This is a genomic window from Streptomyces sp. NPDC088400 (assembly GCF_044753355.1).
Classification (GTDB): Bacteria; Actinomycetota; Actinomycetes; order Streptomycetales; family Streptomycetaceae; genus Streptomyces.
Genome location: NZ_JBIVMZ010000003.1, coordinates 385,499 through 405,804, shown reverse-complemented (window position 1 = coordinate 405,804; position 20,306 = coordinate 385,499). Strand labels below are relative to the sequence as shown.

General features: G+C 71.8%; 3 protein-coding genes. All 3 read left to right on the top strand.

The window, feature by feature from the left end:
- Positions 1-2: 2 nt before the first annotated feature.
- The 3 genes from ACIQD6_RS09515 to ACIQD6_RS09505 all read left to right on the top strand — a co-directional run bounded on the left by ACIQD6_RS09515 (position 3) and on the right by ACIQD6_RS09505 (position 20,281).
- Positions 3-11,735 carry an SDR family NAD(P)-dependent oxidoreductase gene (locus tag ACIQD6_RS09515; protein WP_401880172.1) on the top strand — a complete coding sequence of 3,911 codons (11,733 nt, stop codon included), beginning with the start codon at positions 3-5 and terminating at the stop codon, positions 11,733-11,735.
- A gap of 124 nt (positions 11,736-11,859) precedes the next feature.
- Positions 11,860-17,964 carry an alpha/beta fold hydrolase gene (locus tag ACIQD6_RS09510; protein WP_401880170.1) on the top strand — a complete coding sequence of 2,035 codons (6,105 nt, stop codon included), beginning with the start codon at positions 11,860-11,862 and terminating at the stop codon, positions 17,962-17,964.
- A gap of 1,120 nt (positions 17,965-19,084) precedes the next feature.
- A complete protein-coding gene (locus ACIQD6_RS09505; RefSeq protein WP_401880169.1) occupies positions 19,085-20,281 on the top strand; it encodes a sulfotransferase family protein in 1,197 nt (398 codons plus the stop codon).
- Positions 20,282-20,306: the final 25 nt, after the last annotated feature.

Here is a 20,306-nt window from a genome sequence, read left to right as displayed (position 1 = left end):
CCATGGACAACTCCGCCGAAGTCGTCGCGGCACTGCGCGGGACGCTCAAGGAAGTCGAGCGCCTGCGCAAGCAGAACCGAACGCTTCAGGACGCGGCCTCCGAGCCGATCGCCGTCGTCGGCATGGCGTGCCGGTACCCCGGCTCGGTGCGTTCCCCCGAGGACCTGTGGCATGTGGTCGCGGAGGACATCGACGCGGTCGGCGAATTCCCCGACGGCCGGGACTGGGACGTGGATTCGCTGTACGACGCGGATCCGGAGGCCCCCGGCAAGAGCTACACCCGCCACGGCGGGTTCCTGGACGACGCCGGTGAGTTCGACGCGGGTTTCTTCGGTATCTCCCCGCGCGAGGCGGAGGCGATGGATCCGCAGCAGCGTCTGCTGCTCGAAACCTCCTGGGAGGCGATCGAAAGGGCCGGGGTCGACCCTGTCTCGCTGCGCGGCAGCCGTACGGGAGTGTTCGTCGGGACGAATTACTACTACTACGGCGCGAAGGCCCGGAAATCGCTGGAGGACATTTCCGGGTACGAGGTGACCGGCACCTCGACGAGCGTCACGTCGGGCCGGATCTCCTACACGCTCGGACTGCAGGGACCGGCACTGACCGTGGACACGGCGTGCTCGTCGTCGCTGGTCGCGATTCACCTGGCGGCGCAGGCGCTGCGCCGCGGCGAGTGCTCGACGGCGCTGGCCGGCGGCGTCACCGTGATGGCCGAGCCGGACACGTTCGTCGTGTTCTCGCGCCAGCACGCGCTGGCCGAGGACGGCCGCTGCAAGCCCTACGCCGAGGCCGCGGACGGCACCGGCTGGGGCGAGGGCGCGGGTGTGCTGATGCTGGAGCGGCTGTCCGACGCGCGGGCGCAGGGGCATCCGGTGCTGGCGGTGCTGCGCGGCAGCGCGGTGAACCAGGACGGTGCGTCCAACGGTCTGACGGCGCCGAACGGCCCGTCGCAGGAGCGGGTGATCGTCCAGGCGCTGGAGGACGCCGGTCTGTCGGCGTCGGACGTGGACGTGGTGGAGGGCCACGGCACGGGGACGCGCCTGGGGGACCCGATCGAGGCGCAGGCGTTGCTGGCCACGTACGGGCGGAGTCGTACGGCGGGCGGGACGCCGCTGTTGCTGGGGTCGGTGAAGTCGAACATCGGTCATACGCAGTCGGCCGCCGGTGTGGCCGGTGTGATCAAGATGGTGATGGCGATGCGTGCCGGGGTGGTTCCCCGGACGTTGCATGTGGACCGTGTGTCCTCGCATGTGGACTGGTCCTCGGGTGGCGTCGAGGTGGTGACCGAGAAGGTCGCCTGGCCGGATGCCGACCGTCCCCGGCGGTCCGGGGTGTCCTCCTTCGGCGTCAGCGGCACCAACGCGCACCTGGTGCTGGAGCAGGCTCCGGAGCCGGCACCCGCGGTGGCCCCCGAACCGGCCGACGGGGCGGACCCCGGGACGCCGCGGCACACTCCGGTCGTGAGCGACCTGCGGGCCGTGCCGGTACGCGTGTCCAGCCGCACGGCCGAAGGACTGCGGGAACAGGCCGGCACGCTGGCCGAGTTCGTCCGGTCCCGTCCCGGGACCCGTCTGATCGACCTCGGACTGTCCTCGGTGCGTACCCGCTCGGCGTTCGAGCGCCGCGCCGTCGTCGTCGCGGCCGACCGGGACGAACTGCTGGACGGACTGGACGCGCTCGCGGCGGGCCGCGAGCACCCGGCGGTGATCTCCGGCTCGGTGTCCGGCACGGTCGAGGACGGTTCCGGTGTGGTGTGGGTGTTCTCCGGCCAGGGATCGCAGTGGTCCGGCATGGCGGTGGCACTTCTCCAGTCGTCGCCGGTCTTCGCCGAGGCGCTCGGGGAGTGCGAGCAGGAGCTCTCCGAGCTGACCGGCTGGTCGCTGACCTCGGTGCTGCGCGGCGAGCCGGGCGCGCCGGGGCTGGAGCGGGTGGACGTCGTACAGCCCACGCTGTTCTCGGTGATGGTCTCGCTGGCACGGGTGTGGCGGGAGCTGGGCGTGTCGCCCACCGCGGTCGTCGGTCACTCACAGGGTGAGATCGCGGCGGCGGTCGCCGTGGGCGCCATGACGCTGCGCGACGGCATGCGGCTGGTGGTCGAGCGCTCCGGCGCGATCGGGACGAGCCTCTCCGGCCACGGCACGATGGCGTCGATGGCCGCGTCGGCCGAGGACGTACGGGCCGAACTGCGGGACGGCGTGGAGATCGCCGCCTACAACGGGCCCCGCTCGGTGGTGATCTCCGGTGAGGTGGACGGCGTCACCGAGATGGTCGCCGCGTTCGAGGCGCGCGGCACCCGTGCCCGGGTCATCCCTGTCGACTACGCCTCCCACACCGCGCAGGTCGACGCCCTCACCGAGGTGATCCGCGCGGTGGCGGGCCGGGTCGGGGCGGTGTCCCGCCCGGAGACCTTCCTGTCCACGGTGACCGGAGCCCCGGTCGACACCAGGACGCTGGCCGGCGACTACTGGGTGGACAACCTGCGCCGCCCGGTGCTGTTCGACCAGGCGGTGCGCGCACTGCGCGAGCGGGGCCACGGAACGTTCCTGGAAGTGAGCCCGCACCCGGTGCTCTCCGGCTCGGTCGAGGACACCGTCGACGACGACACGGTGCTGGTCAGCGGCACGCTGCGGCGCGACCGCGACGACGTGACCTCGCTGCTCACGGCGATCGGCACGCTGCACGTGCGCGGCGTGGAGGTGGACTGGGCCCGGCTGTACGACGGGACCGGTGCCCAGGTCGTCGAGCTGCCGACCTACGCCTTCGAACGCCGCACATACTGGCTGCGCGGCGGCTCAGCGGGCGTGGACGGGCGGGCGCTGGGGCTGCGCACCACCGGCCACGGTCTGCTCGGCGCGGTCGTCGACCAGCCCGACGGCGGGGCGGTGCTGACCGGGCGTCTGTCACTGCGCACGCACACGTGGCTGAGTGACCACCGGGTCCGGGGCGGGGCCGTGATGCCGGGTACCGCCCTGCTGGAGATGGCGCTGCTGGCCGGCGACGAGACCGGCTGCGGGTTCGTCGAGGAGCTGACCTTCCACGCCCCGGTCGTGCTGCCCGAACGCGGTGAGCTGGACGTGCAGGTGGTCGTGGATCCGCCGGCCGGCCCGGCACGAGGGATCCGCCTGCACTCCCGGCCGGTCGGGGAGGCCGGCGCGATCTGGCAGCTCCACGCGAGCGGGACACTGTCCGACAGTGCCCCCGCGGCGCAGGGGCCGTCCCTCGAACAGTGGCCGCCGCACGGCGCGCGGGCGCTGGACGTGAGCGGCGCCTACGACCGGTGGGCGGCGCAGGGCCTTGAGTACGGCCCGGTGTTCCAGGGGCTGACGGCGGCGTGGGAGTCCGGCGACGAGATCTTCGCCGAGGTCGAGCTTGAGGAAGGCGCCCTCGGCGACGGGCGGTTCGCGCTCCACCCGGCCGCGCTGGACGCGGCGCTGCACGCGGCGCTGCTCACCGTGGCCGACGACACCGTCAGGCTGCCGTTCTCCTGGCAGGACGTGTCTCTTTACGCGACGGGGGCGACCGCCCTGCGGGTGCGGCTGACCCGCGCCGGTGAGGCCACCGGCGTACTGGTGGCGGACGCGGAGGGCACTCCGGTCCTGACGGCGGGATCGGTCGTGTCCCGTCCCCTTCCCGAGGCCGGCGTGGCCGGCGCGGGGGCCGGCGGGCTCCACCAGGTGGACTGGGTGCCCGTGGCGGAGCGCCCCTCGGTGTCCGCGACGGCCGGTGCCTGGCCCGTCGCCGGCGGGGACGTTCCGGACGTGCTGGTGCTGGACTGCCCGGACGGCGATCCCGGGGACGTGGTGGAGTCCGTACTGGCCACCGTGCGGGACTACCTGGGCGACGATCACTACGTCAACTCCCGCCTCGCTGTCGTGACGCGCGGCGCGGCGTCCGGCGAGAATCTCGCGGCTGCCGCCGTCTGGGGCCTGGTGCGGTCGGCGCAGACCGAGAACCCCGGCCGGATCCTGCTCGTCGACTCCGCCGAGCCCGTGCCCGAGCCGTCCTGGGGTGCGCTGCTGGCCCTGGAGGAGTCGCAGCTCCGGCTGCGCGAGGGCGAGACGCTGGTGCCCCGCGTGGTGGCCGCCGAGCAGCGGATGACCCCGCTGCCGCAGCCGTGGCGGCTGGAGCCCGGCCCGGAGGGCACGGTCGACGCTCTTTCCCTGATGCCGGTCCCCGACACCGGCCGGAGCCTCGGCGAACACGAGGTCCGGATCGCGGTGCGCGCGGCCGGAGTGAACTTCCGGGACGTGCTCATCACCCTGGGCATGTACCCGGACAAGGCACTGCTCGGCGGCGAGGGCGCCGGCGTGGTCACCGAGACCGGCCCCGGCGTGACCGGCCTGTCGGTGGGCGACCGGGTACTGGGCCTGATCGACGGTGCCTACGGGCCGGTGGCGGTGGCCGACCACCGCATGCTGGCCCGCATTCCCGAAGGCTGGTCGTTCACCGACGCCGCCGCGATGCCGACGGTGTTCCTGACGGCCTACCACGGCCTCGTGGACCTCGCCGGGCTGCGAGCCGGCGAGCGGGTCCTGGTGCACGCGGCGACCGGCGGGGTCGGCACGGCAGCGGTGCAGCTGGCCCGCCACCTGGGCGCCGAGGTGTTCGCCACCGCGAGTCCCGGCAAGTGGCACGTCCTGCGCGAGATGGGGCTGGACGACGCGCACATCGCCTCCTCGCGGACACTGGAGTTCGAGCAGAGCTTCGGCGACGGGCCCGGCATGGACGTCGTACTGAACGCTCTGGCCGGAGAGTTCACCGATGCGTCCATCCGGTTGCTCGCCCCGGGCGGCCGGTTCATCGAGATGGGCAAGACCGACATCCGTACGGAGGACTCCCTCCCCGAGGGCGTCATGTACCGGGCGTTCGACATCGGCCGGGTGGATCCCGACCGGCTGCGCGGCCTGCTGGCGGAACTGCTCGCGCTCTTCGAGCAGGGCTCGCTGGCCCTGCCGCCCATCACCACCTGGGACTGCCGCGCCGCCCGGGACGCCTTCCGGCACATCTCGCAGGCCCGGCACATCGGCAAGAACGTGCTGACGATCCCGGTGGTGCCGGGGTCGGAGGGCACGGTGGTGGTGACCGGGGCCACTGGCACGCTGGGGTCCATGCTGGTGCGTCATCTGGTGGTGGAGCACGGGGTGCGGCGGTTGTTGCTGCTGAGTCGTCGGGGGCCGGCTGCCGAGGGGGTCGGTGGGCTGGTCGAGGATCTGCGCGGGTTGGGCGCCGAGGTGGAGGTGCGGGCGTGTGATGTAGCGGATCGGGAGTCGCTGCGGTCCGTGCTCGATGGTGTGGTGGTTGGTGGTGTGGTGCATGCGGCGGGTGTGCTGCATGACGGGGTGGTGGAGTCGCTGGGGGCGGAGCAGCTGCGTGAGGTGCTGGCGCCCAAGGTCGCTGGGGCGTGGAACCTGCACGAACTGACCCGCGATCAGGACCTCTCGATGTTCGTGCTGTTCTCCGCCGTCGCCGCGACTGTCGGTGGCGCGGGGCAGGGGGCGTACGCGGCGGGCAACGCGTTCCTGGACGCTCTGGCGCAGGATCGGGTACGTGCCGGGTTGCCGGGGCTGTCGCTGGGCTGGGGCCTGTGGGAACAGGCCAGTGGCATGACGGGCGGAATGTCGGATGTGGACCGGGCCCGGGTGTCACGCGCCGGTGTCCGGGCACTGTCGACCGAGGACGGACTGCGGCTGTTCGACCGCGCCCTCGCCGGATTCGACGGCGCGGTGCTGGCGGCCTCCTGGCACAACGATCCCGCGATCGAGGTCCCGCCCGTGCTGCGGACCCTGCTCGGTGCTCCCGCGCGGCGGCGCGCGGCCGCCCGGCAGACCGGTGACCGGCAGGGGCTCGCCGACCGGCTCGCTGCCCTGCCGCAGGAGCAGCAGCTCGCGCGGCTGGCCGAACTGGTCCGTGAGCAGGCCGCACTCGTACTGGGTCACGGCTCCGCCGACGACATCCCCGCCGACCAGGCGTTCAAGGAACTCGGCTTCGACTCGCTCACCGCGATCGAGCTGCGCAACCGGCTGACCCCGGAGATCGGACGCCGGCTGTCCGCCACGCTGGTGTTCGACCACCCCACGCCGGCCGCGTTGGCCACGCACTTGCGCGATCTTCTGCTGGGTTCGGCCCCGAAGCGGGTATCGGCGTCGGCCACCCGGTCCGCTGTCACCGACGACGACATCGCGATCGTCTCCATGGCCTGCCGATTCCCGGGCGGCATCGCCTCGCCCGACGATTTGTGGCGGCTGGTCGATTCCGGAGGTGACGCGATCGCCGACTTCCCCGACGACCGGGGCTGGGACATCGACGGCCTCTACGATCCCGAAGGAGAACGGCCGCGCTCCAGCCGTACCCGGTCCGGTGGATTCCTCTACGACGCCGCCGACTTCGACCCGGGTTTCTTCGGTATCTCCCCGCGCGAGGCGGTGGCCATGGACCCGCAGCAGCGTCTGCTGCTGGAAACCTCCTGGGAGACCATCGAGCGGGCCGGGATCCGGCGTGACGTCCTGCGCAACAGCCAGACCGGTGTCTACGTGGGCATGTCGTACAACGACTACGACAGCCGGCTGGACGAACTCGACGACATGGAGGGCCACCGGGCGACCGGTAACACGGCCAGCGTCGCGTCCGGCCGACTGGCCTACGTACTCGGTCTCGAAGGGCCGGCGCTGACCGTGGACACGGCGTGCTCGTCGTCGCTGGTGGCGATTCACCTGGCGGCGCAGGCGCTGCGCCGGAACGAATGCGAGCTGGCGCTGGCCGGCGGCGTGACCGTGATGTCCTCACCCGCCATGTTCGTCGAGTTCTCCCGGCAGGGCGCCCTGTCCCCGGACGGCCGGAGCAAGGCGTACTCGGAGGCGGCGAACGGATTCGGCTCCGCCGAAGGTGTCGGTGTGCTGATGCTGGAGCGGTTGTCCGACGCGCGGGCGCAGGGGCATCCGGTGCTGGCGGTGCTGCGCGGCAGCGCGGTGAACCAGGACGGTGCGTCCAACGGTCTGACGGCGCCCAACGGTCCGTCGCAGGAGCGCGTGATCGTCCGGGCGCTGGAGGACGCCGGTCTGTCCGCGTCGGACGTGGACGTGGTGGAAGGACATGGCACGGGGACGCCGTTGGGCGATCCGATCGAGGCGCAGGCGCTGCTGGCGACGTACGGACGGGATCGTCCGGCGAGTGGCGCGCCGTTGCTGCTGGGTTCGGTGAAGTCGAACATCGGTCATACGCAGTCGGCCGCCGGTGTGGCCGGTGTGATCAAGATGGTGATGGCGATGCGTGCGGGTGCGGTTCCCCGGACGCTGCACGCGGATCGCGTGTCGTCGCACGTGGACTGGGCCTCGGGCGGCGTCGAGGTGGTGACCGAGAACGTCGCCTGGCCTGAGGCGGACCGCCCCCGTCGGGCCGGAGTGTCCTCCTTCGGTATCAGCGGCACCAACGCGCACGTCATCGTGGAACACGTGCCCGAGCCGGAGCCGGTGGACGCCGAGGAGGACGGAGCGGCGCTGCCGTTCGTGGTCTCGGCCCGGTCGGCGGGCGCGCTGCGTGAGCAGGCGGCCCGGCTGGGCGAGCACATACGGTCCCGGCCGGCACTGCCGCTCGCCGACCTGGCCGCCTCACTGGCCGTCAACCGGTCCCGATTCGAGTACCGCGCCGCGGTCGTCGCCTCGGGCCGGGACGAGCTGCTGGCCGGCCTGGAGGACATCCGCGCCCAGTCGCCGTCCCCCGCCTCGGCCGCCGCGCACGTGGCGATGGTGTTCTCCGGCCAGGGCAGCCAGCGGGCCGGCATGGGGCAGGAACTGTACGAGCGCTACCCGGTGTTCGCCGAGGCCTTCGACGCCGCGCGGACCGCGGTGGAGGAGGCGACCGCGGCGCTCGGGCTGCCGGAGGTGGATGTCGCCGCGGCGATCACCACCGGAGAACTGGACGCGACCGGCGTGGCGCAGCCCGCGATCTTCGCCGTCGAGGTGGCGCTGTACCGGCTGCTGGAGTCCTGGGGAGTACGCCCGGACATGGTCGCCGGCCACTCGGTCGGTGAACTCGCCGCCGTCCACGTGGCCGGGGTGTTCGGCCTCAAGGACGCGGCGACGCTGGTGGCGGCCCGAGCCGGGCTGATGCAAGCACTGCCGGAAGGCGGGGCGATGCTCGCGGTCCAGACGTCCGAGGACGCCGTCGCCGCCGACCTGACCGACCGTGTGGGGCTGGCCGCGGTGAACGGGCCGTCCTCCGTGGTGGTCTCCGGCGACGCGGACGACGTGGCGGCCCTCGGCGCCCGGTGGCGGGAGCAGGGGCTGCGCACCTCGATGCTGCGGGTCAGCCACGCCTTCCACTCCGCGCACATGGACCCGATGCTGGGGCGGTTCGCCGAGCTGGTGGCCGATGTGGTCGCCGGCGCGGCAGAGCCCTCCGTGCCGGTGGTGTCCACCGTCACCGGTGAGCGGGCGGGCGCCGACCTGTTCGGTACCACCGCGTACTGGGTGGACCAGGTGCGGAGCACCGTCCGGTTCGCCGACGCGGTGGCCGGCATCGACGCCGGGCACCGGCGGCCGGGCATGGTCTTCCTGGAAGTCGGCCCGGACGCGGCGCTGACGCCGATGGTGACGAACTGCCTCGGCGGGCGGCCGGACGCGCCCACCGCGGTGTCGACCCTGCGCCGGGACCGTTCGGACGTGGTCTGCCTGCTGTCCGGCGTCGGACAGGCGCACACCCGCGGCGTGCCGGTGGACTGGGCGGGGGTGCTCGCCGGAGCCGGCGGGCGCGTGGTCGACCTGCCCACGTACCCCTTCCAGCGCGAGCGGTACTGGCCGAGGGCGGCCGCCGGGAGGGTGGACGCCGCCTCCGCCGGTCTGGCCACCACCGGGCACCCGCTGCTCGGCGCGACCGCGAGCCTGGCCGGCGGTGACGAGTACCTGTTCACCGGGCGGCTGTCACTGGCGACGCATCCCTGGCTGTCCGGACACATGCTGCACGGGCGGGTGGTGTTCCCGGGCACGGCGATGCTCGAACTCGCACTGCACGGCGGGCGCGCTCTGGACCACCCGGTGCTCGCGGAACTGACCCTGGCCCGGCCGCTGGTCTTCGACGACCGGCAGGCCGTGCAGGTCCAGCTGCGGGTCGGGTCGGAGAGTGCGGAAGGCACCCGGCCGTTCACCGTGTACTCGCGTCCTCAGGACGCCCCGGCCGGTGAGCCGTGGACCGAGCACTCCTCGGGTGTGCTCGCGCGGGGACCGCAGGCGGTCGACTCCGAGCGGCTCGCCCCGCTGTCCGGCAGCTGGCCCCCGGCCGGGGCGCGAGCGCTGCCGACCGAGGGCGTCTACGAGGCGATGGACGACTCCGCCGTCTACTACGGTCCCGAGTTCCGGGGCATGCGGGAGGTGTGGGAACGCGACGGCGAGCTGTTCGCCGAGATCGCGCTGCCCACGGCGTCCCATGCCGAGGCGGCGACCTTCGGGCTGCACCCGGCGTTGCTGGACGCGGTGTTCCATCCCGTACTGGTGGCTCCCGAGCTGATCCACGGCCACAGCGGTGAGGACAACGGGCCCGGCCAGGTCCGAATGCTGTTCTCCTGGTCCCGGATGTCGATCCACACCCTCGGCGCGCACTCGCTGCGGGTGCGGCTCACCCCGATCGGGCCCGACCAGATGCGGCTGACCATCACCGACCACACGGGACTCCTGGTGGCGGCGGCCGACTCGGCCGCCATGCGCCCGGTGGCCCAGAAGCAGCTCGCCGGGGCCGGCACGGTGACACGGGACGGGCTGTTCCACACCGAATGGACACCACTGCGGCCACAGACGCGGGAGCGCTCGGCCGGCTCGTACGCGGTCCTGGGCGAGGACGCGCACGGTCTCGCGGACGTACTGGCGGAGCTGGGGCTGGACACACGGAGCCACGCCGACCTGGCCGCGCTCCTCGCCGAGTCCGGCCCTGCGGCCGATTCCGTATCCGCGACAGGGCCTGACGCCGTACCCGCGACAGGGCCCGGCATCGTGCTCGCGCCGATCGACGTGCCCGAGCACCTCGATCCGGCCCGGAGCGCGCACCTCGTACTGGCCCGGGGCCTGGCGCTGCTGCAGGACTGGCTGAAGGACGAGCGGCTCGCCTCGACACGGCTGGTCGTGGTCACCCGGGGCGCGGTCGCGACGGACGACGGTGCGTCGGACCCGGCGCTCGCCGCGCTGTGGGGCCTGGTCGGCTCGGCCCAGTCCGAGCACCCCGGCCGGTTCGTCCTGCTCGACCTGGACGCGTCGGACGCCTCGGCCACCCTCGTGCCCGAAGCGGTCGCGGCCCTGGAGCTGGACGAACCGCAGTTGGCGGTGCGTACGAGCACCGTGCGGGTGCCCCGGTTGCGGCAGGCCACGCCGTCGGCCGAGGAGGACACCACGCTCGACCCGGCAGGCACCGTGCTGATCACCGGTGGTACCGGTGCGCTGGCCCAGCATGTCGCCGAGCATCTGGTGAAGGACCGGGGCGTCGCACATCTGCTGCTGCTCAGCCGCAGGGGCCCGGACGCGCCCGGCGCCGAGGAGTTGGTCACCGGGCTGACCGGGTACGGCGCCTCGGTGGAGGTGGCGGCGTGTGACGTGACGGACCGGGACGCCCTGGCCAAGACGCTCGCCGCCGTGCCCGCCGCGCACCCGCTCATCGGTGTGGTGCACACCGCCGGGGTGGTGGACGACGGCGTGGTGGCCTCTCTCGACGCCGGCCGGCTGGAGGCGGTCCTGCGGCCCAAGGCCGACGCGGCCTGGCACCTGCACGAGCTGACGCGCGACATGGACCTGGCGTTCTTCGCGCTGTTCTCCTCGGCCGCCTCGGTGCTGGGCGCGCCCGGCCAGGGCAACTACGCCGCGGCCAACGCCTTCCTCGACTCGCTCGCGCGGCTTCGCCGGGCCGAGGGCAGGACGGCCACGTCGATGGCGTGGGGGCTGTGGGCCGACGGTGGGATGGGCGGCCGGATCAGCGAGCGGGAGCTGGAGCGCATCACCCGCTCCGGAGTGTCCGCGATGCCCGCGGGCGACGCCCTGGAACTGTTCGACGCCGCGCTGCGGACCCACACCGCCGCGCTGGTCACGGCGGTGCTCGACCTCAACCGCATGCGCACCTCGGGGGCCCCGGTGCCCGCCGTACTGCGGACGCTGATTCCCCCGACGGCGCGCGCGAGCACGGCGGCGACTCCGGAGAGCGGTGACCCGCTGGTGGCCCGGCTCGCCGGACTGCCGCCGCACGACCAGCGGCGCGAGCTGCTGGCACTGGTACGGAACCAGACCGCGACGGTGCTCGGACACTCGTCGTCGGACTCCGTGCTTCCCGACGCCGGATTCCTGGAATCGGGGCTCGACTCGCTCACCGCTGTGGATCTGCGCAACAGGCTGGCGATGATGACGTCGATGCAGCTGCCGCCGACGCTGGCGTTCGACTACCCGTCGCCCGCCGCGCTCGCGGAGTTCCTCTGGTCGCAACTGGAGCCCGCGGAGACGGACACGGGGATCAGCACGGCCGCCCTGCACGGCGAGTTGGACCGGCTGGAGACAGTGCTTCGGTCCGTCGAACTGGCGGGTGGCGAGTACGACACCGTGATGGCCCGGCTGAGCACGCTGATGGCGCTGCCGAGCGCCCCGTCCGACGCGACCGCCGGGGATTTCGGCGGTGGATACGGGAGCGACCTCGACGACGATGTCGCCGGCCTCGAAGAGGCGTCGGCCGACGAGGTGGTCGCCTTCATCCAGAGGGAGTTCGGTTCGGACTAGTACCCCTCCCGGCAGGTCCGCCCCGTCGGGCGGACCTGCCGGTCGCGGCACTGATCGTACCCCCGCGCAGCACCCTTACCACATCAATCCATGCCGAACCGACTTCTTCCTGGTGGTACCGGATATGACCGAAACAGCCGCGTCCGGCAAAGGCAACGGCCTGCTGGAGAACCTCAAATTCGTCACGACCGAGTTGCACCGCACCCGCCGTCGTCTACGCGACGTCGAGGCGCAACGCCGGGAACCCATCGCCGTGGTGGGCATGGCCTGCCGCTTCCCCGGCGGGGTGAATTCACCGGAGGACCTGTGGCGGTTGGTCGACGACCGCGTCGACGCGATCACGCCGTTCCCCGAGGACCGGGGCTGGGACATCGACGGCATCTACGACCCCGACCCGGCGCACCTCGGTCATACCTACGTCAAGGAAGGCGGGTTCATCACCGACGCCGCCGACTTCGACGCGGATTTCTTCGGCATCTCCCCGCGCGAGGCGGTGTCGATGGACCCGCAGCAGAGGCTGTTGCTGCAGACCTCGTGGGAAGCCATGGAACGCGCCGGGGTCGACCCGTTGTCGCTGCGCGGCAGCCGTACCGGGGTGTTCGTGGGCGCGGCGTCCGCGGGGTACGCCAACCCGGGCGGCCGGGACATCCCGGCCGAGCTGGCCGGCTACATGCTCACCGGCAACACGCTCAGTGTCATGTCCGGCCGGGTCTCCTACACCTTCGGCCTGGAGGGGCCGTCGGTCACGGTCGACACCGCGTGCTCCTCGTCGCTGGTGGCGCTGCACCAGGCATGTCACGCGCTGCGCGAGCAGGAGTGCACACTCGCGCTCGCGGCCGGCGCGTCGGTGACGGCCACCCCGTTCATGTACGTCGAGTTCTCCCGCCAGGGCGGAGCCTCGCCGGACGGCCGGTGCCGGGCGTTCGGCGAAGGTGCGAACGGCACCGGGTGGTCCGAGGGCGTGGGTGTGGTGATGCTGGAGCGGCTGTCCGACGCCCGGCGCAACGGTCACCAGGTGCTCGCCCTCGTCCGCGGGTCCGCGATCAACCAGGACGGCGCGAGCAGCAGGCTGACCGCGCCCAACGGTCCCTCCCAACAGCGTGTCATCAGGCAGGCGCTGAAGGCCTCGGGCCTGTCCGCCTCCGACGTGGACGTGGTGGAGGCGCACGGCACCGGAACCCGGCTCGGTGACCCGATCGAGGCGCAGGCGCTCCTCGCGACCTATGGCGTGGACCGTCCGGCGGACCGGCCGCTGTGGCTGGGCTCGCTGAAGTCCAACATCGGGCACACACAGACGGCCGCGGGGATCGCGGGAGTCATCAAGATGGTGACGGCGATGAACGCCGGAGCCATGCCCGCCACGCTCCACGCCGAGCAGCAGACCTCCCGGGTCGACTGGTCGCCGGGCGGGGTGAAACTCCTGACGGAGAAGCGGGAGTGGCCCGACGCCGAGCGGCCCCGCCGCGCCGCCGTCTCCGCGTTCGGGATCAGCGGCACGAACGCGCACGTGGTACTGGAACAGTCCCCGGCGTCCGACACACCGTCACCGACGCCCGGCACAGGAGCGTTCGGCCAACTGCCCGTCGTGCCCGTGGTGGTTTCGGGCCGTTCGGCGGCGGCAATGCGCGGGCAGGCGGCCCGACTGGCCCGGTTCGTCACGGAACGGCCCGAGCTGCGCCCGGTCGACGTGGGGCTGTCGGCGGTGACCTCCCGTGCCCTGTTCGATCACCGCGCCGTGGTGCTCGCCCCGGACCGCGAGACGCTGATCGAGGCGCTGACCGCGCTCGCCGAGGACACGCCGCATCCCGGCGTCGTCACGGGCGTGCTGACCCGGACGGTGGCCGACTCCGGCGTGGCCTGGGTGTTCCCGGGACAGGGCTCGCAGTGGGCCGGGATGGCGCTGCGGCTGCTGGAGAGCTCCCCGGTGTTCGCCGAGGCGATGGCGGAGTGCGACACGGCGCTGTCCGAGCTGGTCGACTGGTCGCTGCCGGCGGTGCTGCGAGGAGAGACCGGCGCGCCGGGGCTGGACCGGGTGGACGTCGTCCAACCGGTGCTTTTCGCGGTGATGGTGTCCCTGGCCCGGCTGTGGCGCGAGGTCGGCGTCGGAGCCCGTGCGGTGATCGGACACTCACAGGGGGAGATCGCCGCCGCGGTCGCGGTCGGTGCGCTCTCGCTGCGCGACGGACTGCGCCTGGTGACGGGCCGGTCCGCCGTACTGGCACGGTCGCTGTCCGGTCACGGCACGATGGCGTCGATCGCGCTGCCGGCGGCCGAGGTCGAGCGCCTGTTGCCCGACGGGGTGGAAGTGGCCGTGGTGAACAGCCCGTCCTCGGTCGTGGTGTCCGGCACGGTGGAGGGCGTCGAGGCGCTGGTCGCCACCTGTGTGGCCCGGGAGATCCGTGCCCGGCGGATCGCGGTGGACTACGCCTCCCACTCCGCGCAGGTGGACGGGATCGCCGCCGAGCTGCGGCCCGTCGTGGCCGGGGTGAACGCGGTGTCCCGGCCCGAACTGTTCTGCTCGTCGGTGACCGGAGAGGTGGTCGACACGGCGTCGCTGTCCGGTGACTACTGGCTGGCCAACCTGCGCAAGCCGGTGCTGTTCGACCGCGCGGTGAAGACTCTGCGCTCGCAGGGCTTCTCGGTGTTCGTCGAGGTCAGCCCGCACCCGGCACTGTCCGGCGCGGTCGAGGACACCGTGGACGACACGTCGGTCGAGGTGACGGGTTCGCTGAAGCGGGACCGCGACGACACGACGTGCTTCGTTGAGTCGCTGGCGAAGCTGTTCGTACGGGGCGTCCAGGTCGACTGGACGCGCGTGTACGGCGGACTCGGCGCGACGCGCGTCCCGCTCCCCACCTACGCGTTCCAGACCGAGCGGTACTGGTACGAGGCCCCTGCCGTCGCAGACGTGCGCGGGGTCGGCCAGCGTCCGACGGGAACCCCACTGCTCGGCGCGCAGATAGACGGCCCGGACGGGCGGCTGGTGCTGACCGGGTGCCTGTCGCTGCGGAGCACGGGGTGGCTGGGTGACCACCGCGTCGACGGTGCCGCGCTGCTGCCGGGGACCGCGGTGGTGGAGATGGTGCTGTCCGCGGGTGACGAGGTCGGCCTCGGGCGGATCGACGAACTGGTGCTGAGCGAGCCGTTGATCATCCCCGAATCCGGGGATGTGCGCGTCCAACTCGTCGTGGAGACCGAGGACGAGCAGGGCAACCGGCCGTTCGCGCTGTATTCGGGCGGCGACGGATCCTGGCGCGGTCACGCCACCGGCACGCTCACCGCCGGCACCTCGGCGAGCGCCGTCGAGTTCACTCAGTGGCCGCCGACCGGTGCGGAGCCGGTCGAGACCACCGACTGGTACGAGCGACTCGCGGGCGTGGGGCTGGACTACGGCCCGTCGTTCCAGGGGCTTGAGGCCGTGTGGCGGCGCGGTGAGGACGTATTCGTGGAGGTCGGCCGGCCGGCCGAACAGCGGCCCGACGACGGTTTCACCCTGCACCCGGCACTGTTCGACGCGGTGCTGCACGGTATGGCGGTGTCCGGCGAAGGGGAGTCCGCGGCGCTGCCGTTCAGCTGGCGGGGGGTGGAGCTGCACAGCAGCGGGGCGACCCGGCTGCGCGCCCGCATCTCACCGGCCGGTCCGAACGCCGTCTCGCTGGCGGTGGCCGACGGCACCGGTGCCCCGGTGGCCGAGGTCGAGACCCTGGCGGTGCGGCCTCTGACGAAGGGCCGGCCCGACCGGGTGGACGAATCGCTGTTCGCGCTGGACTGGGTTCCGGCCGCCGCCACTGCTGACGCCACCGGACTCACCGTGGACGTCTGGCCGGTCGAGGCCGGCCGGCCGGACGTGGTGGTGGCACGGTGTCCGGACCGTACGGACACCGACCCGGTCGCAGCCGTGCAATGGTGCCTGGAGGTGCTCCAGTCGTGGCTGTCGGACGAACGCTGGGCCGAGTCCCGGCTGGTTGTGTCGACGCGGGGCGCGGCCTCCGGGCAGAACCTGGCGGCTGCCGCCGTGTCCGGGCTGGTCCGCTCGGCCCAGACGGAGAACCCGGGCCGCATCGTACTCATCGACTCGGAGGCAGACCTGGACTCGGAGTCGGAGTCGGACTCCGACTCCGGCTCTGTTGGAGAGCTGCCGACGGAGAAGGTGGCGTCGCTGGCGCACGGTGACGAGCCTCAACTGCTCGTGCGTGGCACCGAGGTGCTCGTGCCGCGGATCGTTCCGGCCGCCCTGGCCGCCGATTCCGTGGCCCCGGTGGTATCGGGGTCGGAGGGCACGGTGGTGGTGACGGGGGCGACGGGGACGCTGGGTTCGGCCTTGGTGCGTCATCTGGTGGTGGAGCACGGGGTGCGGCGGTTGTTGCTGCTGAGCCGTCGGGGTCTAGCTGCCGACGGGGTCGGTGAACTCGTCGAGGAGCTGCGCGAGTTGGGCGCGCTGGTGGACGTGCAGGCGTGTGATGTAGCGGATCGGGAGTCCCTGCGGTCGGCCCTCGATGGTGTGAAGATCGATGGTGTGGTGCACGCGGCGGGTGTGCTGCACGACGGGGTGGTCGAGTCGCTGGGGGCGGATCAGCTGCGTGAGGTGCTGGCGCCCAAGGTCGCGGGAGCGTGGAACCTGCACGAGCTGACCCGCGATCAGGACCTGTCGATGTTCGTACTGTTCTCCTCCGTGGCCGGCACGCTCGGGCCCGCGGGGCAGGGAGCGTACGCGGCGGGCAACGCGTTCCTGGACGCTCTGGCGCAGGCTCGGGTACGTGCCGGGCTGCCGGGGTTGTCGCTGGGCTGGGGCCTGTGGGAGGAGGCCAGTGGCATGACGGGCGGAATGTCGGATGTGGACCGGGCCCGGGTGTCACGTGCCGGTGTCCGGGCACTGTCGACCGAAGAGGGGCTGCGACTGTTCGACCGCACGCTCGCGGGCGGCGAAGGGGTGCTGCTCCCGGTGCCGCTGCGCGCCGACGCGCTCGGCGACGACGTGCCCGCGATTCTGCGGGCACTGGCCCCCCGGCGCACTCGCAGGCGCCGTGCGGCCGAGGGCGCCGCGCGGCTCGATGTCGCCGCGCGCCTGGCGACCATGGCTCCCGACGAGCGGGAGCAACTGCTGCTGGGCGTGATCCGGGAGCAGATCGCGACGCTGCTCGGGCATACCTCGGCCGAGCAGGTCGGCCCGGACCGCAGGTTCAAGGAGCTGGGCTTCGACTCGCTCAGCGGCGTCGAACTCCGCAACCGCATCGCGGTCCTGACCGGCAAGCGGTTGCCCGCCACCATCGTGTTCGACTACGACGGCCCCCGGGCCCTGGCCCAGCATCTCAGCGGGCTGACCTTCACCCCGGGCGACACCGGCCCGGCCGAGACCCGTCCACAGGGCGACGACTTCATCCTGTCGTTGCAGCGCAAGGCGATCGCCACCGGCGGCTACCAGCACTTCCTCGACGTGCTCCAGGCGGCAGCGCAAGTCGAGCCGACCTTCGAACGGGCCGACGACGAACTGGCGAAGCAGATCGCCCACCGGATCGGCGACGGCCCGGCCGGGCCGGGGCTCATGTGCTACCTGTCGCTCGTCGCGCCGTCGGACATCGACCAGTACACCCCGTTCGCCCGGCGCATGGCCGGACAGCGCGAGACCTGGGCAAGCGCCTCGCCGGGATTCGGGGCGGCAGAGCCACTGCCTGCCGACCTCGACGCCCTGCTCGACCTGCACCGGGCCACGCTGCGGGCGACGTTCGACGACCGGCCCCCGGTGCTGGTCGGGCACTCGTCCGGCGGCTGGGTCGCCTACGCCCTCGCACAACGCCTGGAGGAACTCGGCGAGCCACTGGCCGGTGTGGTGCTCATCGACACCTACCTGCCCCCGCCGCACATGGACCAGCAGGTGCAGGAGCGCATGCTGCAGGAGAACACCCAGCGGACCATGCTGCTCTCGGACGCCCCCGGCGCGGCATCACGCCAGTTCGTGGCGATGGGCGCTTACGCGCGTCTGTTCAGCACGTGGAACCCCACTCCTCTTTCCACCACCCCGGTGCTGTGCCTCACCGCCGCCGAGTGGCTCGACGAAAAGGTCGAAGACCCGTGGTGGCGGGCTTCGTTGGGCATCCCGCTTGAGCGGATCGAGGTCCAGGGCAACCACTTCACGATGATGACCGAGCACGCCGAATCCACGGCGGAGGCCGTGGACCGATGGCTGTCGAAGGGGGACCTGTCCACGCGCCCGGACGCGACGGGGCAGTGAAGTTCGGTCGGGCCGGATGCGGGAGCGGTCCGGAGACATTCCGGAACAACCGGTCGTGACCGGGACGACAGCGGGACGAAGTAGGGGCGAGGACGTGTTTCGCCTTGCTGCTTGAACAGTGCCCGTGAAGGGGCGCCTGATGGGAATACTCCCGGTCAGGCGCCCTTCCTCGTACCCCTGGAGTGGGGCGTTGGTCCGGTCACTCCCTCGCTCCCAGGGGCGGGAGGTTCGGTCCCAGGCGCTGGGTGTGGGCGCCCCTGGCACGCGGCACCGTCTTGCGGATCTTGCCGGCGACAACTGCCGCGTCCGACCGTCACCGACCGGCCGTCGGAAACGAGTTCAGCGATCACATCGGCCGTCAGGACCGTGATGCCCGGGTTGCTGACGACCACTACACACGTCGCGTTCCCCACCACACCACACGAACCATGAGCAACGCTCACAAGCTTGACGTCTCACCGCCTACCGTGCACGAGACTCGTCAGGTATCGCCACGGTCGAAATCGCCATGGCCGCAGCTGGAATGGGCCGGGGGCGACCAAGTGGTCGCCCGCGCTCAACCGCCCCGGCGGAACTTTCGGCGGGTTCATCCCCCCGGCTGCCCGCTGACCGCGGCTGGATCTTCGTATCCATCCCACGCGGTGCGCGTCCAACGCGTGGGTTCATACCGCGCGAGGCAACAGGTTCTCGCTCGCACCCACGGGGCGGGGCTGGATGCGCGCAATACTGGGCCGAGACCGGAACGTGATACGGATCCAGGAGCCCGCGATGTCCGCGACGACGACCGCATCAAAGTACCGCCCACGCGGTACCGCTGTCCCACGGTAGGAGGGCGACTCGCGAGCAAGGCGGTTTCTAGAACCGGCCGGAGATCGATTCAGTCCACCACCGTGTGCGGTCCTCGCACCTCGCGTTTCAACGCGCCCGGCGGTGCCCGGTTTTCGCGGGGTGATCCGGCTTTCGTTCTTCTTATCGAGCTTCCCCGGCTCTCCGCAGATGACGGCCCGAAAGGCAGTTGAGGTCAATGCGTCCGGATGCGACAAAGAGCAGTTCTTCGCCGACGGCAGCCCCACCCATTGGCGGATACCGGCTGCCGTGGCTGATCCGATCGATCAACCGGTTGCTCGATCCGGTCGGAACCCGCTTGTGGCCCGTCGAGGCCGCCGAACTCGCCGACCGGGCCCGAGCCAGAACCGGACTGTCGGATTTCGGTGATCTCGCTCCTTTCGAGGAGCCGCTGGAGATTCTGTGCCGTTCGGCCAACCAGGAGGTCGACCTCAGCGTTTTCGGCCGCCTGATGGTCCGCCGACTGCTCACCCAGCCGATGGTCCACCGGCTGCGGTTGACCGAACTCGCGGCCAGGCAGCCCGAACTGTTCGAGAAACCGGTCAACGCACCGCTGTTCGTGGTGGGCATGCCCCGAAGCGGCACCACCTTTCTGCATCGGACGATGGCGCGGGACCACGCCTGGCACCACATGCCTTTCTGGGAATCGCTGGAGCCGATCCCGGCCGGCGGCACCTCGCGCGGCAGCGGGCCCGATCCGCGCGTACGGACGGGCGAGCGGTTCGTGCGCGCCATGTCCTGGACGTTCCCCGGATTCGTGGACAGCCATGAGATAGCCAACGACGAGCCCGAAGAGGAAATGCCGCTGCTGGACGCCGCGCATGTGTCGCTTCAGTTCGGTTTCGGCTATTTCCCGGAATACACACGGTGGTACACCGACGCCGATCACTCCGGCGGGTATCGGCTGCTCCGGCAGTACCTCCAGGCCATGCAGGCCGATCGGCCGGACGGTGGCCGCTGGTTGCTCAAAACGCCCACGCACCTGGAGATGCTGCGCCCCTTGCTGACGGTGTTCGACGACGCGACGGTGGTGCAGACCCACCGCGACCCGATCTCTTCCCTGGTATCTCTCGCCGCACTGAGCACGTTTTCGACCGGAATGCTGCTGCGGAACCCCAATCTGCACCACATCGGCCAGTTGTGCGCCGACTACATCGAGCGAGCTCTGCGTTCGATGGTCGACTACCGCGACAGCGCCGAGGGAATCGCGAACGCGGACCAGTTCGTCGACGTCGCTTTCGGTGAGCTGGTCAGCGATCCGATCGGTACGGTGACCCGAATATCCTCGGCGGTGGGCCACGAACCGGACGACACCGCCATGGAAGAAATGCGCGCCTTCACCGCGAGAGCGGACGGACATCGCAGCAGGCAGCGCTTCACCATGGACGACTTCGGGCTCGACAAGAACGAATTGCGTGAGCGGTTCAAGTTCTACTACGAGCGATTCGACGTGCCGATGGACCGCGTCTAGGCGTTCCAAGCGCTTCTCCGACGGC